Here is a 25,375-nt window from a genome sequence, read left to right as displayed (position 1 = left end):
TTGCGGAAACGCGCCATGTAGATGCAGGCGGATAACTTTATTTGATGGAAGCGAGCTTACTCTCCAGGGCTTTGGCATCAACCGCGCCCGGAATCCGTGTACCGTCGCTAAAGAACACGGTCGGTGTGCCGGTAATCCTCAGCTTCTGTCCAAGGGCGAATATTTTTTCATGCGGCGCGGTGCAATTGGCTGGCGCGGCAGGCGCGTTCTTGCCATTCAACATCCAGTCATCCCATGCCTTCACACGATCGGAAGAACACCAGATATTGCGCGACTTGGTCACTGAATCCTCAGAAAGGATGTTGTACATGAAGGTGTAAACCGTCACATTGTCCATCTCGTTGAGCGTCTGGCGGAAGCGTTTGCAATAACCGCAATTCGGGTCTTCGAACACGGCGATGACACGCTTGCCATTGCCCTTGACCATCTTCATCGCCGAATCAAGCGGCAGGTCAGAGAACTTGATCTTGCTGATCTCATCGACGCGCGCCTTGGTGTAGTCCTGCATGGTCTTGGTGTCGACTACACGACCGATGAACAGATAATCACCCTTGGCATCGGTGTAGAAAATGTCGCTGCCGATTCTCAGCTCATACAAGCCTCCATAAGGAGTCTTGGTGACGGAGTCCACCTTGACGCCGTCTCCCAGACGTGGCTCGATGGCTTTCCTGATTGCCTGTTCCGGTCCGGTCTGGGCGAAGGACGCGCCGGCTGCGAAGCTGAGCAGCGCCACCGCTGCGAGTCTGGTCATGTTGAACATGTTTTTCCGTTTCATTGCTTGTTAATGTGTTTCGCTTACGCCTTGTGTCTGCAGCTGTTATTGCTAGATGTGCTTCCCCATCGCATGGGAAATCAAGGCCCGCTTTATGACAGGTAATTTATTAACCAAGTTCAATCCTATATTACGCGCAATCCGCACCGGCTCGAAGTCGGTACCGAACAACCGCTCCAGGCTATCGGTGGCGAACTGCATCAGGAAAATATCTTCCTTGCGCGACCGCGAATAACGGCCGAGAAGCCGCTCATCGCCGCAGTCACGGTGACTTTCGCGCTCGGATACAACTTTGATCAATGCAGCCACGTCGGCAAAGCCCAGATTCATGCCATGCCCCGCAAGCGGATGCACAACGTGCGCGGCATCGCCCACCAACGCAACGCGCGGCGCGGTAATCGCGTGCGGACGCACCAGGCGCAGTGGAAATGCCTTGACGAGTTCGGGTTGCACCGGACGCAGCGCGCCAAGCTGATGACCCGAGACCGCCGCAACACGTTCTGCCAGCGCCGTCGCCGGCATCGCCAGAAGTGACGGCGCCAGATTCTCGGGCGCAGACCAGACCAGCGACACACGCTCGCCGGGAAGCGGCAATAAGGCCACAATCCCTTCGCTCGATGTAAACCATTGATAGGCTGCCCCCTGGTGTGGCTGGTCGCATTCAAAATTGGTAACGATCGCACGCTGGTTATAGGAACGGTAATCAAAACCGATATCGCACTGACCCCGCACCCAGGATTCGGCGCCATCTGCGCCGACCAGCAAGGATGCGATCAGCGTATCGCCATTGTCGAGTTCCACCATGGCGTTTTCGGCATCAGCGCGCATGGTCGTGGCGCGTGCGGCGACGATCCGTAGATTAGGTGCGAATTTCAAGGCCGCGTCGAGCGCGGCGTTTAAATTGCTGTCCTCTACGATCCAGGCCAGCGCGCCGGTGCGCGCACCGAAAGCATCGAAATTCAGCGTGCCCGGTTGCGCGCCATCGCCCTTGACCACCATGGCATCGACCGCGGCGACGCGCGTGGCATCCAGCGCATTCCAGACCTTCAATGACGACAGCAGGTCACGTGCCACATGATTGAGTGCGTACACCCGCACATCCCAGCTGCCTTCATGTGCCACTGGCGCGCCGGAACCTGGCGGCACCAGCATGGTCACACTCAGTCCGGCCTGGGCGAACCCCAGGGCTGCGGCCTTACCGACCGCGCCATTGCCGATAACGCAGATATTGCTTTGGATTTGCATAATGCCAAGCTCGAAGGAAACAAAACGGCGCATGGATATCACCGTCCGATAAGCCATTATAGCCGTTGCAGCGCCGGGCGTTTTCAGAAAGGCCTTGCAATTTCCGATAGCTTTGCTATACTTGCGCGCCTTGGCCTGGTAGCTCAGTCGGTAGAGCAGAGGATTGAAAATCCTTGTGTCGGTGGTTCGATTCCGCCCCGGGCCACCAAGAAAATCAAGGGCTTACAGCGAATGCGTTGTAAGCCCTTTTGTTTTGCCCGTTATCCTTTCCTTTTGCCGAAAGAAAAGCATTTACATCGCTTCCTTAGCGTCTGTAATTTTCTACCTGACGCAGAAACAGAAACGAAAACAGATCGCATCAGTCATAGCCATGTCGACAACACGCCCGAGACATGGCCATTATGACCAAGCGCAGCAAGTCGCACCCCACCCCGCCTTCCGGCCTGTCTCTTGGCCATCTCCTGACGCACGACCTGGATGACTCCCTCGAAGCCAAAGCGCTAGAGGTACACCGCCGCTTGTGCAAGGAATACGGTTGTCCGATAACTTATTTCCATACCCTAGATCCGCTCGACGAACTGGTGTCGGCAATGCTGTCCCATCGCACGCTTAACCGCGATTCGACCCAAGCCTTTCGTGCGTTGCGTGCCCGCTTCTCCACCTGGGCCGAGGTCCGTGATGCGCCAACAGCGGACGTTGAAGAAACGATCGCCGCGTGTACATGGCCCGAGCAAAAGGCGCCGCGTATTCAAGCCGTGCTGCGCGAAATCGCCGCGCGCGGCAATGGAGAACTTTCACTGGACTTCCTGCGCGACTGGCCGGTAGACAAGGCACGTGCATGGCTGGAATCCCTTCCCGGGGTTGGGCCCAAGACGAGTGCCGCCGTAATTTCATTCAGTACCATGCGTGGCAAGGCGCTGCCCGTTGACAGCCATCATCATCGGGTTGCCGCAAGGGTGGGCCTGATTCCGGAAGGATTGGCGGTCGGGCCGGCACATCGGGTGCTGGAAGCGCAGCTGCCTGAGGACTGGGATGCGCAACTTGTCTACGATAATCATCAGGTGATCATGCGTCATGGTAAACAAGTCTGCACGTGGCGCGATCCGCAGTGCCGTCGTTGCGTGCTGCTTGATCTGTGTCCGCATGGGCAAGCGCGATTAGCCGGAGATCATGAGATTAATGACGCTCCGGGGCCATCCACACTGTAATAATCTGGTTGCGTGCAGGCCTTACTACCGCATGACTTCTTTGGAAATTCAGCTTCTTGCAAGGCCGAGCAACCGTTCGAACTGCCCTTTGACATTTTTGTAGCACTCGCAAGATGCCGCTTCGAGTCCAACGCGATTGAGGATAGCGAGATTACCGCGGGTATACTTGATCAGGCCCGCTTGCTGGAACGCGCTTGCCACGAGGCTAACGCTAGGGCGATGCACGCCGAGCATATCTGCCAGGAATTCCTGTGTCAGGTGAAATTCATCGCCAGTGACCCGATCATGGGTCATCAACACCCAGCGGGCAAACCGCTCTTCAATGGTATGCAGCCGGTTGCAGGCAACGGACTGGGACATCTGGCTGACATAGGCTTGGAGGTAACGCTGGGCAACACGGCGTAATGGCGTATCGGTCGCCACCGCTTCGCGGAAATCGCTGGTGCGCATGCGCAGGCTATCGCCCTCCACCTGGCAAATGGTTGTATCGGTGGCGGACTCGGCGCCGATCAGAACATCGATACCGGCAAATCCTTCATTGCCGACGGTACCCACTTCAACCGCCGTACCATTTTGCATGAACGACAGGATGGAAAAGACGCTGGTACAAGGGAAGTAAACGTATTCGATCGGGCTGTTACGCGTGAACAGTACCTGCTTGAATGTAGTCCGTACTGAAGTCAGTTTTGACGCCAGCTGTTTGATTTCTTTTTCGGAAAGCAGGGACAGCAAGTGATTCTTGCATGGTAATGCAACACTATGAGGAACGGACATGTCTGAATTTCCGTTCGCTTAACTTGTATGCGGGTAATGAATGGAATGCTGCACTCCATGAAGAGTCAGTTCGTTTGTTTTTATCATTGCCGCTTCAAGTGTATGACTGTTGACCGAATATGTCCGATGGCGGGAAACGATGAACTACTCCCTTTAACCGTTGCACGAAGTGTGCCGTCTCGGGATGCAGGAGTCTGTTTGGTTCCTGACATATAAGTCGTTTCTTGAAGTAGAGGCAAAACATGCCACGCTCAGGCCGCTGTTCTCACCGGCGCTACCCGTGATGATGCCAAGCCTTACAATGCCGGATTGCCAACGGTGACCGCCCCGCAAAGGCGTATTACTTTGCTTATCTGACCAGCCATGCGAATTATTATCGTCAGCCACGAACACAGCGACCCAGACCTGATGCGCGACATTCGTGCAGTATCTGAAGGAAGCGGACACGCCTGTACGGTGACGATTGCTCGTGATGCGGCAGCGTTACAAGGACTACATGCGGACTTGTGGATCGTCGACTGGCCCGAGCATGCAGGCGTGCCACCGCTACCGGTACGGACAAATCCGGAAAGCGCCACCGGGTTGACGCCTTTACTAGTCGTGATCGGACGCAGCCGGGTGGACAATGCATTGGCAGCGATGACAGTCGGGGCAGACGACTATATCGTCCAACCGCTGCGCCGCGGGGAACTAGGCTTGCGCATCGAGACCCTGCTGCGGCAAGCCTATCCGAACCACGGCACGCCTGACGAACCGGTGCAGTTCGGCCCTTACCGCTTCTATACGCATCGATGCCAGATCACTCGCGACAGCCTGCCGGTGGAGGTGACACAAAAGGAATTCGAGCTGGCGATCTTGTTTTTTCAACATTTGGGCCGCCCCTTGTCGCGGGCGTTTATCCAGGAAGCGGTCTGGTCACGGGAAACGGATCTCCCGTCGCGAACGATGGATACCCATGTTTCGCGTGTACGCAACAAACTTGGACTGCGGCCCGAGAACGGTTTTCGGCTTGCCCCTGTCTATAGCTACGGTTACAGGCTTGAACAGCTATCCTGAATAGCAAACTCCTTAGGCTTTTCATGGCCGATGTCTGTTTGGCAATACCTGTATGCGCCGGTGCAACAGGCTATAATACGAACTCGGAATATCCTCACTCCCTTCACCGCAATGCAGCTTCTCGCCGTCGGTCTCAATCACACCACCGCGCCCGTATCACTGCGCGAAAAAGTGGCCTTCCCTGCCGACCAGATCGGTCAGGCGGTAGCCGCTGCACGGTCATGGTTCGGACGCGGCACGGCCACCGGCACGAGTGATGAAGCGGCCATCCTGTCCACCTGTAATCGCACTGAACTGTACGCGGCCAGTGATATTCCTGGTGGCATCGATGCCGCCATCGATGCCACCGCGCGCTTCCTTGCTGAATACCACAAGCTTCCCTACGCTGAACTGCGGCCTTTCCTGTACACCCTGCCCCAGGATAACGCGGTACGCCATGCCTTCCGTGTGGCGTCCGGACTGGATTCAATGGTGCTGGGAGAGGCGCAGATTCTCGGCCAGATGAAGGATGCGGTGCGTGTGGCGGACGCGGCCGGTGGGCTGGGGACTTATTTGCACCAGATGTTCCAGCGCACCTTCGCGGTGGCGAAGGAAGTGCGGACTACCACCGAAATCGGCGCGCACAGCGTATCGATGGCAGCGGCGGCGGTGCGCCTGTCGCAACGCATCTTCGACACGATCGCCGAGCAGAATGTACTGTTCATCGGCGCTGGTGAAATGATTGAATTATGTGCGACCCATTTCGCCGCGCAGAATCCAAACTCACTGACAATCGCCAACCGTACGCTGGAGCGTGGCGAAGCGCTCGCCCATCGCTTCAACGGCCGCGCAATCAGGCTCGGCGATCTGGCCGATCAACTGGCACAATTCGACATTGTTGTGTCCAGTACCGCTTCCTCGCTGCCCATCATCGGGCTTGGCATGGTCGAACGTGCAATCAAGGCACGTCGTCATAAACCGATGTTCATGGTCGATCTGGCGGTGCCACGCGATATCGAGTCGGAAGTTGGTCGCCTTGATGACGTGTTCCTGTATACCGTCGACGATCTTGGTTCGGCAGTACAGACAGGACTAGAAAATCGGCAGGCCGCGGTTGCCCAGGCCGAAGCGATCATCGAAAACCGGGTACAGGCTTTCATGCACTGGATCGACACTCGTGCGGTCGTGCCGCTAATCCGCGATCTGCATGACAGCAGTGAAGCCATGCGCCTGGCGGAACTCGAACGCGCGCGGAAGTTGCTCGCTAAGGGTGAAGACATCGATGCCGTGCTCGAAGCACTGTCCAAAGGTCTGACCGCCAAATTCCTGCACGGCCCGCAACAGGCATTGCACAATGCCCAGGGTGATGAACGCGCCCGTCTTGCTGCACTGCTGCCGCAATTGTTCCGCACCAAGCGCTAGCTGTTTCCTTCCTGCTCCAGGTGTTGATGATCCGGTCTTCGCCGCACTGCCCCCGGGTGGATCGCGCCCTTCTTTGTTTGCAATCCGACTCTTATGAAACCTTCAATGCTTTCCAAACTCGACCAGCTCACCGAGCGGCTGGAAGAGGTCAACAATCTGCTGATGCAGGAAGGCGTCACTGCCGACATGGAGCAGTATCGCAAGCTGACCCGTGAACATGCCGAACTCGGCCCGCTGGTCGCGCTGTACAAGGATTACGTGCAGGCCGGTGAAGATATCCGCACCGCGCAGGACATGCTGTCCGATCCGGATATGCGGGACATGGCGCAGGAAGAGATCAGCACCGGCAAGGCGCGCATCGAACAGCTGGAAGCCGATCTGCAAAAGATGCTGCTGCCCAAGGATCCCAACGACGAACGCAACATTTACCTGGAAATCCGCGCCGGCACCGGTGGCGATGAAGCGGCGCTGTTTGCCGGCGATCTGCTACGCATGTACACACGTTATGCGGAGCGCAATCGCTGGCAGATCGAGATGGTGTCCGAATCGCCGTCTGAAATTGGCGGCTACAAGGAAGTCATCGTCCGCATCATTGGCTATGGCGCTTATTCCAGGCTGAAGTTCGAATCGGGCGGGCACCGGGTGCAACGCGTACCGGCGACCGAAACACAAGGCCGCATCCACACATCGGCCTGTACCGTCGCAATCATGCCGGAAGCCGATGAAGTGAGCGATGTGGAAATCAACCCGGCCGACATCCGCATCGACACATTCCGCGCGTCCGGTGCAGGTGGCCAGCACATCAACAAGACCGATTCCGCCATCCGCATCACGCATTTCCCGACCGGTATCGTGGTCGAATGCCAGGACGACCGTAGCCAGCACAAGAACAAGGCGTCGGCACTGAAAGTACTGGCGGCGCGAATCAAGGACGTGCAGTTGCGTGAACAGCAAGCCAAGGAAGCCGCGACGCGTAAATCGCTGATTGGCTCAGGCGACCGCAGCGAACGTATCCGCACATACAACTTCCCGCAAGGGCGCATGACCGACCACCGGATCAACCTCACCCTGTATAAACTGGATTTCATCATGGACGGCGATCTCGAAGAATTGACCAATGCGCTGATTGCCGAACACCAGGCGGAATTGCTGGCGGCGTTGGGCGACGAGGCATAATGACGAACATAGGAATAGCCACACAGAAATAATTGCAGGCTGGAACCATATGGAGCCATGTTAGTCACATGGCATTACTTACCTAATACATGATGCAACAATGAAAACATCGAAGCCCATTCTCATTACTGTCGGCATTCTTTCCTTTGCACTTGTCGGTTTTGCACTGTATTTGCAGCATGCAAGGGATATGCTGCCGTGCCCACTGTGCGTAATGCAACGTTATGCCTTCGTAGCGGTTGGTCTACTGTGTTTCATTTTTGCTGCGTTTCCACGTTCTGCGGCACGGCTTGGCGCTGCGCTCGCGGCGTTGGCGGCCCTGGTGGGCGGCGGCATCGCCGGATGGCATATGTGGGTCAAAGCACATCCTGCCGTTTCCTGCGGTATTGATCCGCTGGAGACCTCGCTCAACAAGATCTTTACGGCCGAGCTGATGCCTTTCCTGTTCAAGGCAGACGGTTTATGCACGGCCGACTACGAACCGATCATCGGCCTGTCGATTCCGCAATGGTCGCTGATCTGGTTTGTGATCCTCGCACTGTTGCTCATCTGGGCTGCCTTGCGTCAAAGCCGTTAATCGCTCACCTTCGCAGCTCTTTCGCCAGCATCACATTCATCATGCCGGAACACGACGCGCCGCCATACCGCATCGAAGCTGGCACTACGCTGGCCGCCGTGCTACGCAAGCCGCCGATCGATGCCATCGACGCCCGCATCCTGGTCTGTCATGGTCTTAAACTGTCTCGCGTGCAACTGATCACGCAGTCGCAACATGCGTTAGATGCCAAACAGGCTCAATTGCTTAACGATCTGTTCATCCGCCGGCTCGCGGGCGAACCGGTTGCCTACATCATTGGTGAACGCGAGTTTTTTGGGCTTTCCCTGTACACCACGCCAGACGTATTAATTCCCCGTCCGGAAACCGAATTGCTGGTGGAGCTTGCGCTGGAGCGCTTGCCACAGTGTGGGCGCGTACTCGACATGGGTACCGGTACCGGCGCAATTGCCATTGCCATCGCGCATACACGCCCCGATGCCGCAGTGAGCGCCATCGATGCCAGCGGCGCGGCGTTAGAGGTTGCGCAACGCAATGCTACGCGGCATGGCGTTAATGTGCAGCTCATGGAAAGTGACTGGTATGCCGCGCTTGATGGACAACACTTCGATCTGATCGTCTCCAATCCTCCGTATATTGTCGCCAACGATCCGCATCTGTCACAAGGCGACCTGCGCTTTGAACCGATCGATGCGCTGACCGACCACGCAGATGGATTGTCGGCACTGCGCAGCATCGTACAGGGTGCCGTTACCCATTTGATGCCCACGGGCTGGCTATTGATGGAGCATGGCTATGATCAGGCCGAAGCGGTACGAGGCCTGTTGCAACGCAATTTCGATGCTGTCCAGAGCTGGAAAGACCTTGCCGGCATTGAGCGTGTCAGCGGCGGCATGGTTCGAGTTAGCAGCAACTAGCCGCGATAATCTTGAAAAACCAATCACAATGGCAATGCCAAGTCGGCAAGCCTGCCGACATGCTAGGATCGCCTGCGTTTTTTCGGGCTGTCAAGACTGGCGCATTCGCATAATTTGCGTATCATCACCCGCTTGATTTTCTTCATTTTGGTTTCCCATGCTGCCTTCGATCGAACAACGACTTGCTGTTGAACTTGCCGCCAAACCGGCCCAGGTTGCCGCCGCCATCGCCCTGCTGGACGAAGGCGCGACGGTGCCCTTCATTGCACGATACCGAAAGGAAGCGACGGGCGGCCTGGACGATATCCAGTTGCGCTTGCTGGAAGAGCGGCTGCGTTATCTGCGCGAACTGGAAGACCGCCGGACCGCGATCATTGCATCGATCCAGGAACAGGGAAAGATGACGCCCGAACTGCTGGATGCGATCACGCACGCGGAAGACAAAACCCGCCTCGAAGATCTTTATCTACCCTACAAACCGAAGCGCCGCACCAAGGCACAGATTGCCGCGGAAGCGGGCTTGACCGAATTGGCCGATGCGCTGCTCGCCAATCCGGCATTGAATCCGGAAGAAGAAGCGGCAAAGTTCCTGAAGCCCGCCTTTACGACCGACAATGGCGATAACCCCGGCGTCGCCGATACCAAGGCAGCACTGGATGGTGCCCGTCAAATCCTGATGGAGCGCTTTGCCGAGGATGCAACGCTGCTGCAGACCTTGCGTGAATACCTGAATGACCACGGCGTGGTCGACTCGAAAGTCGTCGAGGGCAAGGAAGATGCTGGCGCAAAGTTTGCTGACTATTTTGATTATTCCGAGACCATCAATACCATTCCTTCGCACCGTGCGCTTGCACTGTTCCGCGGCCGCCGCGAGGAAATTCTGAACGTGTCGCTGCGGCTCGATACCGAAGAAGAAAAACCGAAATGGGACGCGCCGCACAATCCTTGCGAGGGGCGTATTGCAGTCCGCTTTGGCATTAGCAACCAGGGACGTCCCGCCGACAAATGGCTGACCGATACCGTTCGCTGGACTTGGCGCGTGAAGGTGTTCATGCACCTGGAAACCGAACTGATGACGGCGCTGCGCGAGCGTGCGGAAGTCGAAGCGATCAACGTGTTTGCACGCAACCTGAAAGACTTGCTGTTGGCCGCTCCGGCCGGTCCGCGCGCGACGATGGGTCTGGACCCGGGCCTGCGTACCGGCGTGAAGGTTGCAGTGGTCGATGCGACCGGCAAGGTCGTCGATACGGCGACGATTTACCCGCACCAGCCACGCAATGACTGGGATGGTTCGCTGCACACGCTGGCACAACTGGCACGCAAGCATGATGTCGCGCTGATTTCAATCGGCAACGGCACTGCATCACGCGAGACCGACAAGCTGGCGCAAGACCTGATCAAGCAAAATCCGGAATTGAAGCTGACCAAGATCGTGGTGTCGGAGGCGGGTGCGTCGGTATATTCTGCGTCCGAATTCGCATCGCGCGAATTGCCTGATCTCGACGTATCGTTACGCGGTGCCGTGTCGATTGCACGCCGCCTGCAAGATCCGCTGGCCGAACTGGTCAAGATCGATCCAAAGTCGATCGGCGTCGGCCAGTATCAGCACGATGTCGGGCAGACCCAGTTGGCGCGTTCGCTGGACGCGGTGGTCGAAGACTGCGTGAATGCGGTGGGCGTTGATGTCAATACCGCTTCCGCACCGTTGCTGGCACGGGTCTCCGGTTTGAATGCGAGCGTGGCGCAAAGCATCGTGACCTACCGCGACATGAAAGGCATGTTCACATCCCGTTCGGCCTTGCGTGCGGTACCGCGTCTTGGTGACAAGACTTTTGAACAGGCCGCAGGCTTTCTGCGCATCATGAATGGCGATAACCCGCTTGACGCGTCTGCCGTACACCCGGAATCCTATCCTGTCGTCGAAAAGATCCTGGCGGACATTCAGAAAGATGTGAAAGGTGTGATTGGCGACAGCAAGCTGCTCAAATCCATCACTCCGGCAAAATACGCGGACGAGAAATTCGGCGTGCCAACGATCACCGATATCCTGAAGGAACTGGAAAAGCCGGGCCGCGACCCCCGTCCCGAATTTACCACTGCAACCTTCAAGGACGGCGTCGAAGATATCAAGGACCTGCGTCCTGACATGATTCTCGAAGGCGTGGTGACAAATGTGGCTGCCTTTGGCGCCTTTGTTGACATTGGCGTCCATCAAGATGGCTTGGTGCATATTTCGGCGTTGTCCAACACCTTTGTGCGTGACCCGCATACCGTGGTCAAGGCGGGCCAGGTGGTCAAGGTCAAGGTGCTGGAAGTCGACGAAAAGCGCCGTCGCATTGCGCTGACCATGCGCCTATCCGATTCGCCGCAACCGACTGGCGCACGGCCTGAGCAACGTGGCGATCGCAATGACGCAAAGCGCCTGTCACAGCATCAGCAGCGCTCGCAACCAGCCGTGCACAGCGCGATGGCAGCGGCGTTTGCCAAGTTGAAGGGTTAAGGTGATATAGGCTTAATAGCGGAAAAAGGCTTTTGCGCTTGTCGCCACGGCCAGGTTGCATCCCTCGATATCCTTGCGGGATGTCGAAGCCTTCCCGCGGGTAGACAGAAACGCCGGTCTGATTCAACGTCAGGCCGGCGTTTTTCATATAATGATGATCATCCTTCCATTTTCGAGGTTACACCATGAGCGACGTACAATCCTGGATCAAAGAGACCGTGACGCAAAACCCCGTGGTTTTGTTCATGAAAGGCACTGCCCAGTTTCCGCAATGCGGCTTTTCCGGCCGCGCCATCCAGATCCTGAAAGCCTGCGGCGTCGATAACATCGTCACCGTCAACGTGCTGGAAGACGCCGACGTGCGCCAGGGCATCAAGGAATTTTCAAATTGGCCGACCATCCCGCAACTCTATGTCAACGGCGAATTCATTGGCGGCTCCGACATCATGACGGAGATGTACGAATCCGGCGAACTGAAGACCTTGCTGAAGGCCTGAGCCTTTGTCCTCCCCGGCGAACCCGGAACGGCGGCTGATCGTCGCCATTACCGGCGCTACCGGTGCCGTTTATGGCGTACGGCTGTTGCAGGTATTGCGGGAAACGCCGGGTATGCAAGTGCACCTGCTGGTATCCGAGGCGGGTGTTCTGAATCTGCATCAGGAACTGGACATGGGCCGCAAGGAAGTGGAAGCACTTGCCCATGTTGTGCATAACGTTCGTGATATCGGCGCATCGATCGCCAGCGGTTCTTTCCCTTCCGACGGCATGATTATCGCGCCTTGCTCCATGAAAACCTTGGCCTCTGTTGCACATGGCCTCTCCGATAATCTAATTACTCGCGCTGCTGACGTAGTACTGAAGGAAAGGCGCCGCCTGGTCTTGATGGTGCGCGAAACGCCTTTCAATCTTGCGCATTTGCGCAACATGATCGCCGTCACCGAAATGGGCGGCATCATTTTCCCGCCACTTCCTGGTTTCTACCATCGGCCTCACAGCATTGCCGAGATGGTCGATCATACCGTTGGTCGAGTTCTCGATCTATTCAATGTTCCGCATGCCCTAGCGCCCCGCTGGAGCGGCATGAAGCAGGATGATTGAGCGATAGCGCTTTCTTCGCTTCTTGCGTTGCACTGCGAGTTCTACATCAAGCCATTTTAGTATCTGAATGTGATTCAGCAGATTCACGATACTGTGACTCTTTTGTGTCTTTTTTTCCCATCTCATATCCTTTGAACTGTTCACCAGCCCTTGCCTGACATGCAATTTGCCTGCTGGGCCCTTGGGCCAACTGAAATCAAGCAGTTTTTCTGTCGAGAAGCACACATGAGTACGGACAGACTGCAAGAATTTGCTTGGACGGTTTTGCAAAGAATAAAAGCCTGAAAGTCTCGTCCCGACGGTTGAACCGGCGATATCACCGCATGAGAGCAGGAGCGTATCGTTCAATGCCATCAGCCGACAATGGCTTCACCGTAGCGGCTCTGGTATTGCAAAAACGGATCCCAAAAGAAAAAACCCGTGATCATTTCTGATCACGGGTTTTTTACTGGTGCCGGCTGCCGGATTCGAACTGGCCACCTGATGATTACAAGTCAACTGCTCTACCAAATGAGCTAAGCCGGCGAAAACTTGAAGACAGCAATTATACGCTATTTGATGCGAGTTAGGGTAGGTCTTCCACCTTTTTTTGGTGGGTCGTTGTTGTCATCGGGACCCGGCCCTTCCGCTCCTGGCGTCGTTTCCCCTTCGACAGGAGGAACGGCAGAAAGTGCCGGAGATTTCAGGGACTCTTCCACACTCACAATCTCATCATCACGTGCAGGTAACTTGCTCACTTCAAACGCCATTCCCTGCCCGTTTTCACGTGCATAAATTGCCACTACATTATCGACGGGAATGGAAATCTCCCGCGATACGCCACCAAATCGCGCATTGAAATTGACAAAGTCATTGTCCATCTTCAATCCGCTGGTAGCGGTAAAGCTGATGTTCAGGACGATCTCGCCATTCTTCACAAACTCGCGCGGGACACGCGTCTGTGCATCGACCGCGGCTGCCAAATAAGGTGTATAGCCATTGTCAGTACACCACTCATAAATGGCGCGCAGAAGGTAAGGCTTGGTTGAAATTTCTGACATGATTTCCTGAACTAAGTGCATGCAATCAGGCAAGCCTTCATAACGTGTCGGCTACCAATTGCATGCGAAGTCCCATTAGCGACGCATCACTTTTTCGGACGGTGTCAGCGCTTCAATGTATGCCGGACGCGAAAAAATGCGCTCCGCATATTTCATCAGAGGGGCTGCTGTCTTGGATAGTTCGATGCCGTAGTGATCAAGACGCCACAATAACGGCGCTACAGCCACATCGAGCATCGAGAACTCGTCGCCCAGCATGTACTTGTTTTTCAGAAACAGCGGTGCGAGGGTCGTCAGGCGATCACGGATTTCCGCGCGAGCCTTGTCATGGACTTTTTCGGAACCCTTGGATTTGTCGTTCTCGAGCGTATGCACATGAACGAACAGTTCCTTTTCGAAATTGAACAGCATCAGGCGAGCACGAGCGCGCATCAAAGGGTCAGCCGGCATCAGCTGCGGATGCGGGAAACGTTCGTCAATATATTCATTGATGATGTTCGATTCATACAGAATCAGGTCACGCTCGACGAGAATGGGCACTTGTCCGTAGGGGTTCATCACCGAAATGTCTTCCGGCTTGTTGAACAGATCGACGTCGCGGATCTCGAAATCCATGCCTTTTTCAAACAGCACGAGACGGCAACGTTGGGAAAACGGGCAGGTAGTGCCTGAATAGAGAACCATCATGTTGTAGTTCCTTAGAAACAAAAGGGTGAGACGTCGTACGGCTCACCCTGGAATAAAAGCCTGCAATCCATATTGGATGCAGGCGTATTTTTACTTAACGTCTTTCCAGTACGACGCGTTGAGGCGCCATGTCAACAATAGGAAGAACCCGAGGAACAACAAGACGATCACACCGAGACGCTTGCGGGTGTTCTGGGCAGGTTCGCCCATCCAGCTGATATACGAGACAAGGTCTGCCATCGCGTTATCGAACTCGATCGCATTCATGGTGCCCGGCTTGACTTGCTCGAAACCGGCAAACTTGTGCACCGTTTTGCTTTCATCGTGCGGATCCTTCTCTTCGACCATCTTGACTGAACGTATGCCCTGCACTTCCCACATCACGTGTGGCATACCGACGTTCGGGAAGACCAAATTGTTCCAGCCAGTTGGACGGGTATCGTCCTTGTAAAAGGTACGCAGATAGGTGTAGAGCCAGTCAGCACCGGAGCCTTCGCTAGATGACTTTGCGCGTGCGATCACCGACAGGTCCGGCGGTACTGCACCGAACCAGTCCTTTGCATCCTTTGCAGGCATTGCCACCTTCATCAGGTCACCGACCTTTTCAGTCGTGAACAACAAGTTGTTCTTGATCTGAGCTTCGGTCAGACCGATGTCTTTCATGCGGTTGTAACGCATCGCCGATGCCGAATGACAGTTAAGGCAATAGTTGACGAACAGCTTGGCGCCATTCTGTAGCGAAGGCAGGTCACGCGTACGGTCGGGGGCCTGGTCCAGAGGGAAAGTCGCCTCGGCAGCCAGTGCCACGACCGGCGCAAACGCCAAGACCGCAATCAGTTTTTTCAACAATTTCATGATTCTTATTTTCCTTTTGCGGCTTAGTGCGGCTGGAACGTAACGCGATCAGGCACTGGGCGGAAGCGGCCCATTGTGCTCCACCATGGCATCAGCAGGAAGAAGCCGAAGTAGATGAAGGTGCAGATCTGCGCAACCAGTGTGCCTACCGTTGTCGGCGGCTGAACACCGAGGTATCCGAGCGCCAGGAAGGCAATGCCAAATACAAGGTAGACATAACCGTGCCAGGTCGGACGATAGCGGATCGACTTGGCTGGAGAATGGTCAAGCCACGGCAGGCCGGCCAGGATCACCACGGACGCACCCATCAGCACAACACCCCAGAACTTCGCGTCAAATATGAACATGGCGATGACGGCAACCGCACCGAGCACTGCAATCAGAATCTTGATGCCGCCGGACAGGCGTGACTTCAGGATGACAAGTGCAATATAGGCAATCACGCCAATTTCCAGCGCATACATGAACTGCGAAGTGGTTGCACGCAGAATCGAGTAGAACGGCGTGAAATACCAGACCGGCGCAATGTGCGGCGGTGTCTTCAGCGGATCGGCCGGAATGAAGTTGTTGTACTCGAGGAAGTAGCCACCCATTTCCGGAGCAAAGAACACCACTGCCGAGAAAACGATCAGGAAGATCGACGCAGCAAGGATGTCGTGCACGGTGTAATACGGATGGAAAGGAATGCCGTCGAGCGGCACGCCGTTGGCGTCCTTATTCTTCTTGATCTCCACACCGTCCGGGTTATTTGAGCCGACTTCGTGCAGTGCAACGATGTGCCCGACTACCAGACCAATCAGCACCAGCGGGATCGCGATCACATGGAACGAGAAGAAGCGGTTCAGTGTCGCATCGGATACCACATAGTCACCGCGAATCCACAGCGACAGGTCCGGACCGATGAACGGGATGGCCCCGAACAGGTTAACGATCACCTGTGCGCCCCAATACGACATCTGTCCCCATGGAAGCAGGTAGCCAAAGAAAGCCTCGGCCATCAGGCACAGGAAAATGCCAACGCCGAACAGCCACAGCAGTTCACGGGGCTTGCGATACGAACCGTATAACAGTGCCTTCGTCATGTGCAGATACACCACGATGAAGAATGCGGAAGCGCCGGTGGAGTGCATGTAGCGCACCAGCCAGCCCCATGGCACATCACGCATGATGTATTCGACAGAAGCAAACGCAAGGTTGGCGTCTGGCTTGTAGTGCATCACGAGGAAAATACCGGTCACAATCTGAATCACCAGCACCAGCAGTGCGAGAGAGCCGAATGCGTACCAGAAATTGAAGTTTTTGGGCGCGTAGTATTCGGAGATGTGCGCCTTCCATGTCGAGGATAGGGGGAAGCGCTCGTCAATCCAAGCGAGCGCCTTGCCCGATACCGGGACAGGAGTGCCGGTCGGTTTGTGTTGTGTCGCCATAATTATGCTTCGCCTTTCTCGTCCTTACCGATCACCAGCATCGTATCGCCGACGAACATGTGCGGCGGCACTTCCAGGTTATCCGGTGCGGGCTTGTTCTTGTAGACGCGACCTGCCAGGTCAAAAGTGGAGCCATGGCACGGGCAGAGGAAACCGCCTTGCCAGTCGTCCGGTAGCGACGGCTGTGGGCCAGCCTGCAGCCTTGTGGTCGGAGAGCAGCCGAGATGGGAGCAGATACCCACGGCGACCAGGATGTCCGGCTTGCGCGAACGGTATTCGTTGCGCGCGTATTCCGGAGTCAATTCAGCCGGGTTACGTTCGGAATTCGGGTCGGCGAGTTCTCCTTCGATCTTCTTCAGAGACGCAACCATTTCCGGCGAGCGTTTCAGGATCCAGACCGGCTTACCGCGCCATTCCACGGTTCTCAGCTCACCAGGAGCAAGCCCGGCGATGTCCACTTCCACCGGAGCGCCCGCGGCTTTTGCCCGTTCGGACGGCTGGAAGGTGGACACAAAGGCCCCCGCTGTGGCCAATCCGGCCACACCACCCGCCGCACATGTCGCGACGAGCAAGCCACGTCGACCGGAGTCGACCTGCTTTTCGTTACTCATACCAACCCCAATCTGTGTAAATGCGAAATCTGTACGAAACTTCTAGCAACCTTAGATTATAACGGACGCGGAATCCGATTTAAAGGGAATAGGTTTTGCATTCGGCAATTTCGGGGAACTTTTTTGCTTCGTAGCAAAGAATGAAACACTCTTTAAGCAGATTTTTAATTCATAGGGCGAGAGGCCACCTAAGGCGACTGCGTGTGAATATCAAATTTGCTCTGGGTGCTGGTTGTTTTCTGGAACAATGTAGCAAATGAGACACGCGTCTCAGATTACAATTTCGCAACGGAATGGGAGAGATTATGGGAATGCTTCAAGAATTCAAGGCTTTTGCTATCAAGGGCAATGTGATCGACCTGGCGGTTGGGGTGATCATCGGCGCCGCGTTTTCCAAGATCGTGGACTCGTTGGTCCAAGACGTCATCATGCCGGTCGCCGGGCGGATTTTCGGCGGACTAGACTTTTCGAATTATTATTTGCCGCTCAATGGCCAAGGTACGGCAATGACATTGGTAGAAGCGAAAAAGGCAGGTGCCGTCCTCGCTTACGGGAGTTTCATTACCATCCTGCTCAACTTCGTCATCCTGGCATTCATCATTTTCCAGATGGTGCGCCTGGTCAACAAGGCGAAGCGCAGGGAAACGGAAGAAACGGCCCCGACGCCTGCAGCGACACCGGAAGACATCGTTTTGCTGAGGGAAATTCGCGATTCGCTGAAGCAATAAGCCGACCGCAAATGCGCAAACTTACTTGCGCATGCGAGGCTGCCCCAGTTGCAGCAAGCCGCGGCGATGGGCTTCGAAGACCGCTTCGCCGCGCGAATGCACGGCGAGCTTGCCGTAGATGTTCTTGATATGGGTTTGCACGGTCCCGACCGAGACCGACAGCAGCTTCGCGACTTCGCCATAGCTGTCACCCTGCGCAATCAGGTCGAGGATCGCGGATTCGCGCTTGGTCAGGCTGGTCGCGGTATCCTGGTCGGTCACGGGAACCGGCTTTTTACCGTCACGCACCTTGGCCAGGACCATGCGTGCGATTGCTGGACTCATTGGTGCGCCGCCCGAACGCAGGTCAAGGACGGCGCGTGCGATGTCAGTTTTTCCGGCAGTCTTGAGCACATAACCCGATGCCCCGGCTTCGATGCAAGCCAGAACGTTTGCCTCGTCGCTGGACATGGTGACAACCATGATATCGGCCTGTGGATGCCGGTTGGCACAGGCATGGATGATCTCCAGTCCCGACCCGTCGGGCAAGCCAAGATCAGTCATCAATACGTCCGGGACCGCAGTTTCCAACCAGGTCAGCGCCGGCTTGACGCTGTCGAATGCCGCCAGCAATTTTAACTGGGGCTCGGACTCAATCGCCAAGCACAGTGCTTTTCGCGTTACCGCGTCATCTTCGACAATCAATACGCCGACAGCGTCCCGCAATGTTTCTTCCAACATAGTTCTTCCCCCACCTGTCGTAATCATACCTCAGCCTAACGCCAAGAAATGACCAACTATCGGTCTATCGATCTCACACCGGGTTTTCGATGTCAATAAAGCTGTGCTGAATGCCGAATTGTGCTGCCAAATGCTCCCCCAGCGCTTGAACGCCATAGCGCTCCGTCGCGTGGTGACCACAGGCAAGGTAGGCAACGCCGCTTTCCCGGGACAGATGCACGGTCGGTTCTGACACTTCTCCGCTCAGATAGACGCTGGCGCCCGCGGCTATGGCGTTGTCGAGCATGCTATGCGCCGCCCCGGTACACCAACCGATACGGCCAAGCGGCTGGGCGGGGTCGCCGATGAGCAGCGGCGGCCGCGCCAATCTGGCCTCCACTTCACGCGCGAGGTCGCCGACAGTTTGTAATTGCTTGTCATGTGCGTAGCCGAGCCAGCCGATGTTGTCATCACCGAAACGGCCATCGGCAACGAGGCCAAGCCGGTTGGCGAGCTGCACGTTGTTGCCGAACTCGGGGTGCATATCCAACGGTAGGTGGTAACCAAACAAGTTGATATCCTGTGTCAACAGTAATTTCAGGCGCTTGTATTTGGGGCCAATCACTCTTGCATCTTCTCCGCGCCAGAAGTAGCCGTGATGTACGATAATGGCGTCAGCTTGTCGCGCGGCAGCCGCCTCCAGCAATGCCAGACTTGCTGTCACGCCAGAGACCAGGCTGCGTATTTCATTGCAGCCTTCAACTTGCAAGCCGTTTGGGCAATAGTCGCGAAAACGGTTAATATCGAGCGTTTGCTCTAGATATTTTGCAAACTCGTCCCTATTTACTGATCCACGCTTCATTCTTACCCTCTTATGCGACGCCTCTGGTTGTTATTTGCGCAAACCGTTACGGTCGGTTTGGCCATTTGGTTCATTGTAGCGAGCCTTAAGCCTGAATGGGCGGGGACGCTGCTTGGCGCAACGCGCGACGCAAGGCTGTCATCGTCTACGGCTCCGATCCTGCAGGCGCCAGCGAATGCGCCAGCCACGCAAGGCTCCTATCGCGATGCCGCGCAACGGGCAATGCCGGCGGTGGTTAATATCTTTACCACCAAGGGCGCACGTCAGCCAAAGACGCCGTTCATGGATGACCCGCTGTTCCGACGCTTCTTCGGCGATCAGCAGGACGACCGGCAGTTCAGCCTTGGCTCCGGCGTGGTCATCAGCCCGGAAGGTTATGTGCTGACCAATAACCACGTGATCGAAACCGCGGATGAAATCGAAGTGGCCTTTGCCGATGGACGCAAGGCTGATGCCAAAGTGGTGGGCACCGATCCGGAAACCGATCTGGCTGTCATCAAAATCAATTTGCAGAACCTGCCTGCGATCACGCTGGGCAATGCGGATCAAGCCAAAGTCGGCGATGTGGTGCTGGCGATTGGTAACCCATTCGGTGTAGGGCAAACCGTCACCATGGGCATTATTTCCGCGCTTGGACGCAATCATCTCGGTATCAATACCTTCGAAAACTTTATCCAAACGGACGCGGCCATCAACCCCGGCAATTCGGGTGGGGCGCTGATCGACGCGAACGGCAACCTGCTGGGCATCAATACGGCCATTTACTCACGTAGCGGCGGCTCTCTGGGAATCGGTTTTGCTATCCCGGTAACAACAGTAAAAGACGTCATGGAATCCATCATTGCCACCGGCCAGAAAGTACGGGGCTGGATCGGCGTGGAGCCGCAAGACATCACGCCGGAACTGGCGGAAAGTTTCGGACTGACGCGCAAATCGGGTGCCATCATCGCCGGTGTGCTTAAGGGTGGTCCGGCGGATAAGGCCGGCATACGTCCGGGCGATATTCTGGTGGCGGTCGAAGGCAAACCCGTCACCGATACCACCGACATGCTGAACCTGATTGCGCAGCTTACGCCGGGCACCAAGGCAAAGATGACCGTGTTGCGCAAGACCCAGGAGTCGACTGTCGACGTCCTTGTTGGCAAACGACCGAAGCCGAAACGAGAAGAACAGGAGTAATTTTTCGGAGATCCCTGCAAGCCTATGCATACTCGCGACCTCATTCAATTCCTTGCCGAACTGTCGGAAAACAATAATCGTGCATGGTTTGTCATGAACAAGCCGCGTTACGATATTCTGCGTGCGGAGTTCCTGGAACTGGTAACCGGCCTGATTCCGCAGATCGTTAAATTCGATCCGGCGGTTGCCGGCTGCAATCCCAAAAAAGCGTTATTCCGCATCAATCGCGACATGCGCTTTTCGCATGACAAGAGTCCTTACAAGACCACCTTTTCAGCGGCCATTACAGCCAGCGGACTGAAGAAACCGAGTCAGGGTGGCGGTCCCGCTTACTACTTCCATATTGATGCACAAGGAACGCTGCTAGTTGCGGGTGGCGAATACATGCCGCCATCCGACAGGCTGAAGACGATACGCCAACACGTGATCGCCGATGCCGCCGGGTTCAGGCGCATGCTGCGCAACAAACGTCTTCAGGAAACCTATGGCGATTTACAGGACGAAGGAAAACTGACAAGGCCGCCCAAGGGCTTCGATGCGGATGCGCCCAACATTGAATACGTCAAGCACAAGAGTTTTATCGTCTGGAAAGAAACCAGCCTGAAAAAGAAAATTCCCGCCGATCTGGGGAAAGAACTGGCTGCGGGTTTCAAGGACGCTTATCCATTGGTGGCCTGGCTGCGGGAAGCCAAATAGCGCATACACGGTTTATCACGGTTTGCGCTTGGCCACTACGGAGCTTCGGCAGATAACGTCCACGAAAATAGGTGCAATACCTGCTGTACTGCACCCAGCCCAGTAGCGAGTAAAGCAGATTTATACTGTTTCTTCTTCCGGCGCCTGGGTTGCGCGTGCAAACAACGGTGCAAGAATCAACCCGACTTCAAACAACAGGCATAGAGGCACAGCCAGCAACAACTGGCTCATGATATCCGGCGGTGTCACGATCGCGGCAATGACGAAGGCGCCAACGATGATATAGGGACGCATTTCCTTCAGCTTTTCCACCGTCACGATTCCCATGCGTACCAGCACGATAACAACGATCGGTACTTCGAACGTCATGCCAAAGGCAATGAACAGCGTCATCACAAAACCGAAATAGCTCTCGATATCCGGCGCAACGGAAATCGACTTCGGCGCAAATTCATTGATGAACTTGAAAATCACGCCGAATACGAAAAAGTAGCAAAACGCGACACCGATGATAAACAGTAGCGAAGATGAAATCACCAGCGGTGCGATCAGCTTTTTTTCATGCGTATACAAGCCGGGTGCAATGAATGCCCATGCCTGGTAAAGCACTATCGGTAGCGCAATCAGGAAGGCCAGCAGCAGGGTCACCTTCACCGGGATCAGAAATGGTGTGATGACTCCGGTGGCAATCATCTTGCTACCGGCGGGAAGCGCCAGCATCATCGGCATGGCGAGCCAGTCATAGATGTTGCCGGCCCAAGGCATCAGGCAAAGGAAGACGATGATGACTGCGATGGATGCCTTCATCACGCGGTTGCGCAATTCAACCAGGTGCGAAATGAAGGTGTCGCCTACACCACCATCGGTGTTGTGATCGTCGTTCATACGGGCTTGTTACACATACCGGTTGTCCATAGCGCCTGCGCACCTTGCGGCAGCGGTCGAACCTCGTGAAATATTCATAGTAAACCGCGGCTCAGGAATGGAATGAAGTGGAAGTCTTGCTACCGGCCCCGGCGGGACGATATTTGGCGACACGTGCCGCACCGGAAATCACACGCGTGCGGCGGCCACTTTGTTTTTTGTACCAGGAAGGAATGGCCGACGTACGTGCCAGCTTCTTCCTGCGAAAATCCTTGGCCTTGACATGGATCTGATCCGGCGTCGGCGTCTCCATCAAGGGGTTGGACAGCGCTTCCTGGACTTCGGCCTGCATCTCGGAGACATTTTTGGCAATCGTCTGCTCGACGCTGGTCGCTGCTTCCTGCATTTCCTTCTGCATCTTTCGCAGCTCTTCCAGTTCGATTTCGCGGCTGACTTCCGATTTGACTTCGTTGATGTAGCGCTGGGCGCGGCCAAACAGGGTACCGGCCATCCGTGCCACTTTCGGCAGGCGTTCAGGACCGATGACGACCAGCGCTACAACGCTGATCAGCGCAATTTTGGTGAGACCGATATCAATCATGATGTGACGGGTTGCAGGAATGGCATGCGATGAGCCTGCGGCACATCACCCGTTTCCTGCAAGGACCGTGCTCAGCTCTTTTTTTCTTTGGCGTCGACGTCGATTGTCGACTTGTCGGTTGTGGCAGACGATTTCTCTTCATCTCCCTTGACCCCGTCCTTGAAGCCCTTTACTGCCTTGCCAAGGTCGGAGCCGACATTACCCAGCTTCTTGGTGCCGAAAATCAGCATGACAACGACCAGCACGATCAGCCAGTGCCAAATGCTAAATGAACCCATTACTTTCTCCTCAGTGGACGCATGCGCCCGTCAATCATTGGTCTGTCGGCAGGTTTCGCCTATCGTTGGCCGCGCCAGGGACGTGGTCCGCCGATGACATGCAGATGGAGATGGTACACCTCCTGACCGCCGTCCGGACCAGTATTGAACAGCGTCTTGAATCCGCCGCTGCCCACGCCGCCATCAGTGGCGGTATAACCGCACCCCTGCTCCTGCGCCAGTTTAGGCGCCAACAACATCATTTTACTCAACAAAGCGCTATGGCTTTCATTACAGTCCGCCAGTGTAGCAACATGTTGTTTCGGGACGATTAAAAAATGCACCGGAGCAGCAGGATTGATGTCGTGAAATGCAATGAGGTCGTCGTCTTCATAGACTGCCTTGGTGGGAATCTGTTTTGAAGCAATCTTGCAGAAGATGCAGTCAGTCATGGGAAGATCCTGGAAAGTAAGTGGTCAGTGATCGAAATATCAACAGTCTCTTTGACACGCATTCTTTGGCTGGAATGCCCCGCAACGATACCCTACGGATTATCTGCCGGCTCAATTGTCCTTGCGGCTCGCTTTTTCCTCAAGTCCTGACAGGCCTTCCCGCCGGGCAAGCTCATCCAGCACGTCCTGCGGCGTCAGGTCGAACTGGGCGAGCATGACCATGGAATGAAACCACAGGTCTGCGCACTCATAGAGCACCTTCGATTTGTCGCCGCTGACACGCGCATCCTTGGCGGCCATCACGGTCTCGGTTGCTTCTTCGCCGATCTTTTTCAAAATGGCATCATCGCCCTTGACGAACAGCTTCGCGACATAGGACTTATCGGGATTGCCGCCATTGGCTGGTTTGCGCGATTCAATGACGGCGGCAAGGCGTTTCAGGGTTTCACTCATCGCTTGGGTGGCTCGGCTGCGCAACGCAGCCGGCCCTCTTTCAGTTGTCGTCGCGGCGATGTCGGGCGCCGGTTGCTCACCCGCCGCTGAGGGTTATTTGTAAATGCTTTCAGGGTCTTTCAGCACGGGTTCTACTGCTTGCCAGTCGCCGTTTTTGGCATCCCCCGTGAATTGCTGGAAGAAACACGAATGCCGGCCGGTATGGCAGGCGATCTTACCGACCTGCTCGACCTTGAGCAAAACCACGTCTTCGTCGCAGTCGAGGCGGATGTCATGCACTTTTTGCGTGTGGCCGGACTCTTCGCCCTTGTGCCACAGCTTCTTGCGTGAACGGCTCCAGTACACGGCTTCGCCGAGTTCGACGGTTTTCGCAAGCGCGTCGCGGTTCATCCAGGCAAACATCAACACATCGTTGCTGCCGACTTCCTGCGCGATCACGGGCACGAGGCCATGTTCATCCCACTTGACCTTGTTTAGCCATTTTGCACTGATGCTCATGCCATCCTCATCGGAATGCCTTGGGTGGACATGAATTGCTTGGCTTCCTGCACGGTATGCTGGCCATAGTGGAAGATGCTCGCTGCCAGCACCGCATCGGCCTTGCCGAGCTTGATGCCGTCAGCCAGGTCCTGCAGGCCGCCGACACCACCCGAAGCGATCACCGGAATTGACACCGCATCCGACACGGCACGTGTCAGCTCAAGGTCGAAGCCGCTCTTGGTACCGTCACGGTCCATGCTGGTCAGCAGAATTTCGCCAACGCCGTGGCTTTCCATTTTCTTTGCCCACTCGATCACATCGAGGCCGGTCGCCTTGCGTCCACCATGGGTAAACACTTCCCAGCGTCCTTCCGGGTTACGCTTGGCGTCGATCGCCACCACGATGCATTGCGAGCCGAATTTCTGCGCGGCATCGGCCACCATCTGTGGATTGGCAATGGCGGTACTGTTGATACTGATCTTGTCCGCGCCCGCATTCAACAGGCGGCGAACATCGTCGACAGTACGCACACCACCACCCACAGTCAGCGGAATGAAGACCTGCGAAGCGACCGCTTCGATGATATGCAGAATCAGGTCACGCCCGTCTGAAGTCGCTGTGATGTCGAGAAAAGTCAGTTCATCCGCGCCCTGATCGTCGTAACGGCGTGCAATCTCGACCGGATCGCCGGCATCGCGTAACTCGACGAAATTGACGCCCTTGACGACACGGCCTGCGGTCACGTCGAGGCAAGGGATGATGCGTTTTGCTAGGGACATGC

Annotated in this window: 29 protein-coding genes and 2 tRNA genes; 13 read left to right on the top strand and 18 right to left on the bottom strand. The window is 55.9% G+C overall.

Annotated features, from left to right (window positions below; all coding sequences use genetic code 11):
• Positions 1 to 37: 37 nt before the first annotated feature.
• Positions 38 to 751, bottom strand: a complete 714-nt coding sequence (locus ACFQUU_RS12265) for a DsbC family protein (RefSeq protein WP_382247404.1) — start codon at positions 749 to 751, stop codon at positions 38 to 40.
• Positions 752 to 823: 72 nt separating this feature from the next.
• Positions 824 to 2,050 carry a UbiH/UbiF family hydroxylase gene (locus ACFQUU_RS12260; protein WP_382247402.1) on the bottom strand — a complete coding sequence of 409 codons (1,227 nt, stop codon included), beginning with the start codon at positions 2,048 to 2,050 and terminating at the stop codon, positions 824 to 826.
• Positions 2,051 to 2,149: 99 nt separating this feature from the next.
• Here ACFQUU_RS12260 and ACFQUU_RS12255 point away from each other — a divergent pair.
• Together ACFQUU_RS12255 and nth are read left to right on the top strand one after the other, a co-directional pair.
• Positions 2,150 to 2,225: transfer RNA gene (locus ACFQUU_RS12255), tRNA-Phe, on the top strand.
• A 184-nt stretch (positions 2,226 to 2,409) separates the two neighbouring features.
• Positions 2,410 to 3,225, top strand: a complete 816-nt coding sequence (nth, locus tag ACFQUU_RS12250; protein ID WP_382247400.1) for an endonuclease III domain-containing protein — start codon at positions 2,410 to 2,412, stop codon at positions 3,223 to 3,225.
• 48 nt (positions 3,226 to 3,273) lie between these two features.
• Here nth and ACFQUU_RS12245 read toward each other — a convergent pair whose 3' ends face one another.
• Positions 3,274 to 3,999, bottom strand: coding sequence for a Crp/Fnr family transcriptional regulator (locus ACFQUU_RS12245; RefSeq protein ID WP_382247398.1), 726 nt, complete (start codon positions 3,997 to 3,999; stop codon positions 3,274 to 3,276).
• 363 nt (positions 4,000 to 4,362) lie between these two features.
• Here ACFQUU_RS12245 and ACFQUU_RS12240 point away from each other — a divergent pair, with 363 nt between their 5' ends.
• The 8 genes from ACFQUU_RS12240 to ACFQUU_RS12205 all read left to right on the top strand — a co-directional run bounded on the left by ACFQUU_RS12240 (position 4,363) and on the right by ACFQUU_RS12205 (position 12,703).
• Complete coding sequence (locus ACFQUU_RS12240) at positions 4,363 to 5,055, top strand: response regulator transcription factor (protein WP_382247396.1); 693 nt, start codon at positions 4,363 to 4,365, stop codon at positions 5,053 to 5,055.
• A gap of 111 nt (positions 5,056 to 5,166) precedes the next feature.
• Positions 5,167 to 6,456, top strand: coding sequence for a glutamyl-tRNA reductase (gene hemA, locus ACFQUU_RS12235; RefSeq protein ID WP_382247394.1), 1,290 nt, complete (start codon positions 5,167 to 5,169; stop codon positions 6,454 to 6,456).
• 93 nt (positions 6,457 to 6,549) lie between these two features.
• Positions 6,550 to 7,632: a peptide chain release factor 1 gene (prfA, locus tag ACFQUU_RS12230; RefSeq protein WP_382247392.1), complete on the top strand. Its 1,083-nt coding sequence runs from the start codon at positions 6,550 to 6,552 to the stop codon at positions 7,630 to 7,632.
• A 100-nt stretch (positions 7,633 to 7,732) separates the two neighbouring features.
• Complete coding sequence (locus tag ACFQUU_RS12225; RefSeq protein WP_382247390.1) at positions 7,733 to 8,209, top strand: disulfide bond formation protein B; 477 nt, start codon at positions 7,733 to 7,735, stop codon at positions 8,207 to 8,209.
• Positions 8,210 to 8,250: 41 nt separating this feature from the next.
• The gene (gene prmC, locus ACFQUU_RS12220; protein WP_382247388.1) at positions 8,251 to 9,105 is read left to right on the top strand and encodes a peptide chain release factor N(5)-glutamine methyltransferase; all 855 of its coding nucleotides are present in this window, start codon (positions 8,251 to 8,253) and stop codon (positions 9,103 to 9,105) included.
• A 157-nt stretch (positions 9,106 to 9,262) separates the two neighbouring features.
• Positions 9,263 to 11,605 carry a Tex family protein gene (locus ACFQUU_RS12215; RefSeq protein ID WP_382247386.1) on the top strand — a complete coding sequence of 781 codons (2,343 nt, stop codon included), beginning with the start codon at positions 9,263 to 9,265 and terminating at the stop codon, positions 11,603 to 11,605.
• A gap of 185 nt (positions 11,606 to 11,790) precedes the next feature.
• The gene (grxD, locus tag ACFQUU_RS12210; protein ID WP_382247383.1) at positions 11,791 to 12,102 is read left to right on the top strand and encodes a Grx4 family monothiol glutaredoxin; all 312 of its coding nucleotides are present in this window, start codon (positions 11,791 to 11,793) and stop codon (positions 12,100 to 12,102) included.
• A gap of 4 nt (positions 12,103 to 12,106) precedes the next feature.
• The gene (locus tag ACFQUU_RS12205) at positions 12,107 to 12,703 is read left to right on the top strand and encodes a UbiX family flavin prenyltransferase (RefSeq protein WP_382247381.1); all 597 of its coding nucleotides are present in this window, start codon (positions 12,107 to 12,109) and stop codon (positions 12,701 to 12,703) included.
• 449 nt (positions 12,704 to 13,152) lie between these two features.
• Here ACFQUU_RS12205 and ACFQUU_RS12200 read toward each other — a convergent pair.
• From ACFQUU_RS12200 to petA, 6 genes are all read right to left on the bottom strand, one after another.
• Positions 13,153 to 13,228 (bottom strand) — tRNA-Thr (locus ACFQUU_RS12200).
• Positions 13,229 to 13,254: 26 nt separating this feature from the next.
• The gene (locus ACFQUU_RS12195) at positions 13,255 to 13,743 is read right to left on the bottom strand and encodes a ClpXP protease specificity-enhancing factor (protein ID WP_382247452.1); all 489 of its coding nucleotides are present in this window, start codon (positions 13,741 to 13,743) and stop codon (positions 13,255 to 13,257) included.
• Positions 13,744 to 13,818: 75 nt separating this feature from the next.
• Positions 13,819 to 14,430 carry a glutathione S-transferase N-terminal domain-containing protein gene (locus ACFQUU_RS12190; RefSeq protein WP_057289818.1) on the bottom strand — a complete coding sequence of 204 codons (612 nt, stop codon included), beginning with the start codon at positions 14,428 to 14,430 and terminating at the stop codon, positions 13,819 to 13,821.
• 90 nt (positions 14,431 to 14,520) lie between these two features.
• Entirely contained in the window at positions 14,521 to 15,285 is a 765-nt protein-coding gene (locus ACFQUU_RS12185; RefSeq protein ID WP_382247379.1) for a cytochrome c1, read from the bottom strand.
• Between the two features lie 23 nt (positions 15,286 to 15,308).
• Positions 15,309 to 16,712 (bottom strand): cytochrome bc complex cytochrome b subunit, encoded by a 1,404-nt coding sequence (locus ACFQUU_RS12180; protein WP_382247377.1) that lies wholly within the window; start codon positions 16,710 to 16,712, stop codon positions 15,309 to 15,311.
• 2 nt (positions 16,713 to 16,714) lie between these two features.
• On the bottom strand, positions 16,715 to 17,323 hold the full coding sequence (gene petA / locus ACFQUU_RS12175; protein ID WP_382247375.1) for a ubiquinol-cytochrome c reductase iron-sulfur subunit: 609 nt from the start codon (positions 17,321 to 17,323) through the stop codon (positions 16,715 to 16,717).
• Positions 17,324 to 17,628: 305 nt separating this feature from the next.
• Between petA and mscL the strand changes: the two genes are divergently transcribed.
• Positions 17,629 to 18,051, top strand: a complete 423-nt coding sequence (mscL, locus tag ACFQUU_RS12170) for a large conductance mechanosensitive channel protein MscL (protein WP_382247373.1) — start codon at positions 17,629 to 17,631, stop codon at positions 18,049 to 18,051.
• A 21-nt stretch (positions 18,052 to 18,072) separates the two neighbouring features.
• On the opposite strand, the gene ACFQUU_RS12165 is transcribed toward mscL, so the two are convergent.
• Complete coding sequence (locus ACFQUU_RS12165; protein ID WP_382247371.1) at positions 18,073 to 18,771, bottom strand: response regulator; 699 nt, start codon at positions 18,769 to 18,771, stop codon at positions 18,073 to 18,075.
• 73 nt (positions 18,772 to 18,844) lie between these two features.
• Positions 18,845 to 19,612: a Nif3-like dinuclear metal center hexameric protein gene (locus ACFQUU_RS12160; protein ID WP_382247369.1), complete on the bottom strand. Its 768-nt coding sequence runs from the start codon at positions 19,610 to 19,612 to the stop codon at positions 18,845 to 18,847.
• A gap of 12 nt (positions 19,613 to 19,624) precedes the next feature.
• On the opposite strand from ACFQUU_RS12160, the gene ACFQUU_RS12155 reads away from it, so the two are divergent.
• Both ACFQUU_RS12155 and ACFQUU_RS12150 read left to right on the top strand, forming a co-directional pair.
• Complete coding sequence (locus ACFQUU_RS12155; RefSeq protein ID WP_382247367.1) at positions 19,625 to 20,791, top strand: Do family serine endopeptidase; 1,167 nt, start codon at positions 19,625 to 19,627, stop codon at positions 20,789 to 20,791.
• A gap of 24 nt (positions 20,792 to 20,815) precedes the next feature.
• Entirely contained in the window at positions 20,816 to 21,487 is a 672-nt protein-coding gene (locus tag ACFQUU_RS12150) for a DUF2461 domain-containing protein (protein ID WP_382247365.1), read from the top strand.
• Positions 21,488 to 21,607: 120 nt separating this feature from the next.
• On the opposite strand, the gene tatC is transcribed toward ACFQUU_RS12150, so the two are convergent.
• From tatC to hisF, 7 genes are all read right to left on the bottom strand, one after another.
• Positions 21,608 to 22,372 carry a twin-arginine translocase subunit TatC gene (tatC, locus tag ACFQUU_RS12145; RefSeq protein ID WP_382247363.1) on the bottom strand — a complete coding sequence of 255 codons (765 nt, stop codon included), beginning with the start codon at positions 22,370 to 22,372 and terminating at the stop codon, positions 21,608 to 21,610.
• A 91-nt stretch (positions 22,373 to 22,463) separates the two neighbouring features.
• On the bottom strand, positions 22,464 to 22,952 hold the full coding sequence (gene tatB / locus ACFQUU_RS12140; RefSeq protein ID WP_382247361.1) for a Sec-independent protein translocase protein TatB: 489 nt from the start codon (positions 22,950 to 22,952) through the stop codon (positions 22,464 to 22,466).
• Between the two features lie 71 nt (positions 22,953 to 23,023).
• Complete coding sequence (tatA, locus tag ACFQUU_RS12135; RefSeq protein ID WP_382247359.1) at positions 23,024 to 23,230, bottom strand: Sec-independent protein translocase subunit TatA; 207 nt, start codon at positions 23,228 to 23,230, stop codon at positions 23,024 to 23,026.
• Positions 23,231 to 23,289: 59 nt separating this feature from the next.
• A complete protein-coding gene (locus ACFQUU_RS12130; RefSeq protein ID WP_382247357.1) occupies positions 23,290 to 23,661 on the bottom strand; it encodes a histidine triad nucleotide-binding protein in 372 nt (123 codons plus the stop codon).
• 111 nt (positions 23,662 to 23,772) lie between these two features.
• Positions 23,773 to 24,114: a phosphoribosyl-ATP diphosphatase gene (locus ACFQUU_RS12125; protein ID WP_382247355.1), complete on the bottom strand. Its 342-nt coding sequence runs from the start codon at positions 24,112 to 24,114 to the stop codon at positions 23,773 to 23,775.
• A gap of 93 nt (positions 24,115 to 24,207) precedes the next feature.
• The gene (gene hisI / locus ACFQUU_RS12120; protein ID WP_382247353.1) at positions 24,208 to 24,612 is read right to left on the bottom strand and encodes a phosphoribosyl-AMP cyclohydrolase; all 405 of its coding nucleotides are present in this window, start codon (positions 24,610 to 24,612) and stop codon (positions 24,208 to 24,210) included.
• The gene (gene hisF / locus ACFQUU_RS12115; protein WP_382247351.1) at positions 24,609 to 25,373 is read right to left on the bottom strand and encodes an imidazole glycerol phosphate synthase subunit HisF; all 765 of its coding nucleotides are present in this window, start codon (positions 25,371 to 25,373) and stop codon (positions 24,609 to 24,611) included. The genes hisI and hisF overlap by 4 nt, the downstream gene beginning before the upstream one ends.
• Positions 25,374 to 25,375 lie beyond the last annotated feature (2 nt).

The organism is Herbaspirillum sp. GCM10030257 (genome assembly GCF_042666555.1).
GTDB lineage: Bacteria > Pseudomonadota > Gammaproteobacteria > Burkholderiales > Burkholderiaceae_D > Noviherbaspirillum.
This window is presented reverse-complemented; position numbering and strand designations above follow the sequence as displayed.

Bases quoted from the DNA above. Each gene is read 5' to 3' on its own strand.
- ACFQUU_RS12150 (WP_382247365.1), top strand. From the start codon at position 20,816: ATGCATACTCGCGACCTCATTCAATTCCTTGCCGAACTGTCGGAAAAC.
- prmC (WP_382247388.1), top strand. From the start codon at position 8,251: ATGCCGGAACACGACGCGCCGCCATACCGCATCGAAGCTGGCACTACG.
- hemA (WP_382247394.1), top strand. From the start codon at position 5,167: ATGCAGCTTCTCGCCGTCGGTCTCAATCACACCACCGCGCCCGTATCA.
- ACFQUU_RS12160 (WP_382247369.1), bottom strand. From the start codon at position 19,612: ATGAAGCGTGGATCAGTAAATAGGGACGAGTTTGCAAAATATCTAGAG.
- hisI (WP_382247353.1), bottom strand. From the start codon at position 24,612: ATGAGCATCAGTGCAAAATGGCTAAACAAGGTCAAGTGGGATGAACAT.
- tatC (WP_382247363.1), bottom strand. From the start codon at position 22,372: ATGAACGACGATCACAACACCGATGGTGGTGTAGGCGACACCTTCATT.
- nth (WP_382247400.1), top strand. From the start codon at position 2,410: ATGGCCATTATGACCAAGCGCAGCAAGTCGCACCCCACCCCGCCTTCC.
- grxD (WP_382247383.1), top strand. From the start codon at position 11,791: ATGAGCGACGTACAATCCTGGATCAAAGAGACCGTGACGCAAAACCCC.
- tatA (WP_382247359.1), bottom strand. From the start codon at position 23,230: ATGGGTTCATTTAGCATTTGGCACTGGCTGATCGTGCTGGTCGTTGTC.
- ACFQUU_RS12190 (WP_057289818.1), bottom strand. From the start codon at position 14,430: ATGATGGTTCTCTATTCAGGCACTACCTGCCCGTTTTCCCAACGTTGC.
- ACFQUU_RS12215 (WP_382247386.1), top strand. From the start codon at position 9,263: ATGCTGCCTTCGATCGAACAACGACTTGCTGTTGAACTTGCCGCCAAA.
- prfA (WP_382247392.1), top strand. From the start codon at position 6,550: ATGAAACCTTCAATGCTTTCCAAACTCGACCAGCTCACCGAGCGGCTG.
- ACFQUU_RS12125 (WP_382247355.1), bottom strand. From the start codon at position 24,114: ATGAGTGAAACCCTGAAACGCCTTGCCGCCGTCATTGAATCGCGCAAA.
- ACFQUU_RS12155 (WP_382247367.1), top strand. From the start codon at position 19,625: ATGCGACGCCTCTGGTTGTTATTTGCGCAAACCGTTACGGTCGGTTTG.
- hisF (WP_382247351.1), bottom strand. From the start codon at position 25,373: ATGTCCCTAGCAAAACGCATCATCCCTTGCCTCGACGTGACCGCAGGC.
- ACFQUU_RS12165 (WP_382247371.1), bottom strand. From the start codon at position 18,771: ATGTTGGAAGAAACATTGCGGGACGCTGTCGGCGTATTGATTGTCGAA.
- ACFQUU_RS12180 (WP_382247377.1), bottom strand. From the start codon at position 16,712: ATGGCGACACAACACAAACCGACCGGCACTCCTGTCCCGGTATCGGGC.
- ACFQUU_RS12245 (WP_382247398.1), bottom strand. From the start codon at position 3,999: ATGTCCGTTCCTCATAGTGTTGCATTACCATGCAAGAATCACTTGCTG.
- ACFQUU_RS12260 (WP_382247402.1), bottom strand. From the start codon at position 2,050: ATGCGCCGTTTTGTTTCCTTCGAGCTTGGCATTATGCAAATCCAAAGC.
- tatB (WP_382247361.1), bottom strand. From the start codon at position 22,952: ATGATTGATATCGGTCTCACCAAAATTGCGCTGATCAGCGTTGTAGCG.
- ACFQUU_RS12225 (WP_382247390.1), top strand. From the start codon at position 7,733: ATGAAAACATCGAAGCCCATTCTCATTACTGTCGGCATTCTTTCCTTT.
- mscL (WP_382247373.1), top strand. From the start codon at position 17,629: ATGGGAATGCTTCAAGAATTCAAGGCTTTTGCTATCAAGGGCAATGTG.
- ACFQUU_RS12240 (WP_382247396.1), top strand. From the start codon at position 4,363: ATGCGAATTATTATCGTCAGCCACGAACACAGCGACCCAGACCTGATG.
- ACFQUU_RS12265 (WP_382247404.1), bottom strand. From the start codon at position 751: ATGACCAGACTCGCAGCGGTGGCGCTGCTCAGCTTCGCAGCCGGCGCG.
- ACFQUU_RS12185 (WP_382247379.1), bottom strand. From the start codon at position 15,285: ATGAAATTGTTGAAAAAACTGATTGCGGTCTTGGCGTTTGCGCCGGTC.
- ACFQUU_RS12195 (WP_382247452.1), bottom strand. From the start codon at position 13,743: ATGTCAGAAATTTCAACCAAGCCTTACCTTCTGCGCGCCATTTATGAG.
- ACFQUU_RS12130 (WP_382247357.1), bottom strand. From the start codon at position 23,661: ATGACTGACTGCATCTTCTGCAAGATTGCTTCAAAACAGATTCCCACC.
- petA (WP_382247375.1), bottom strand. From the start codon at position 17,323: ATGAGTAACGAAAAGCAGGTCGACTCCGGTCGACGTGGCTTGCTCGTC.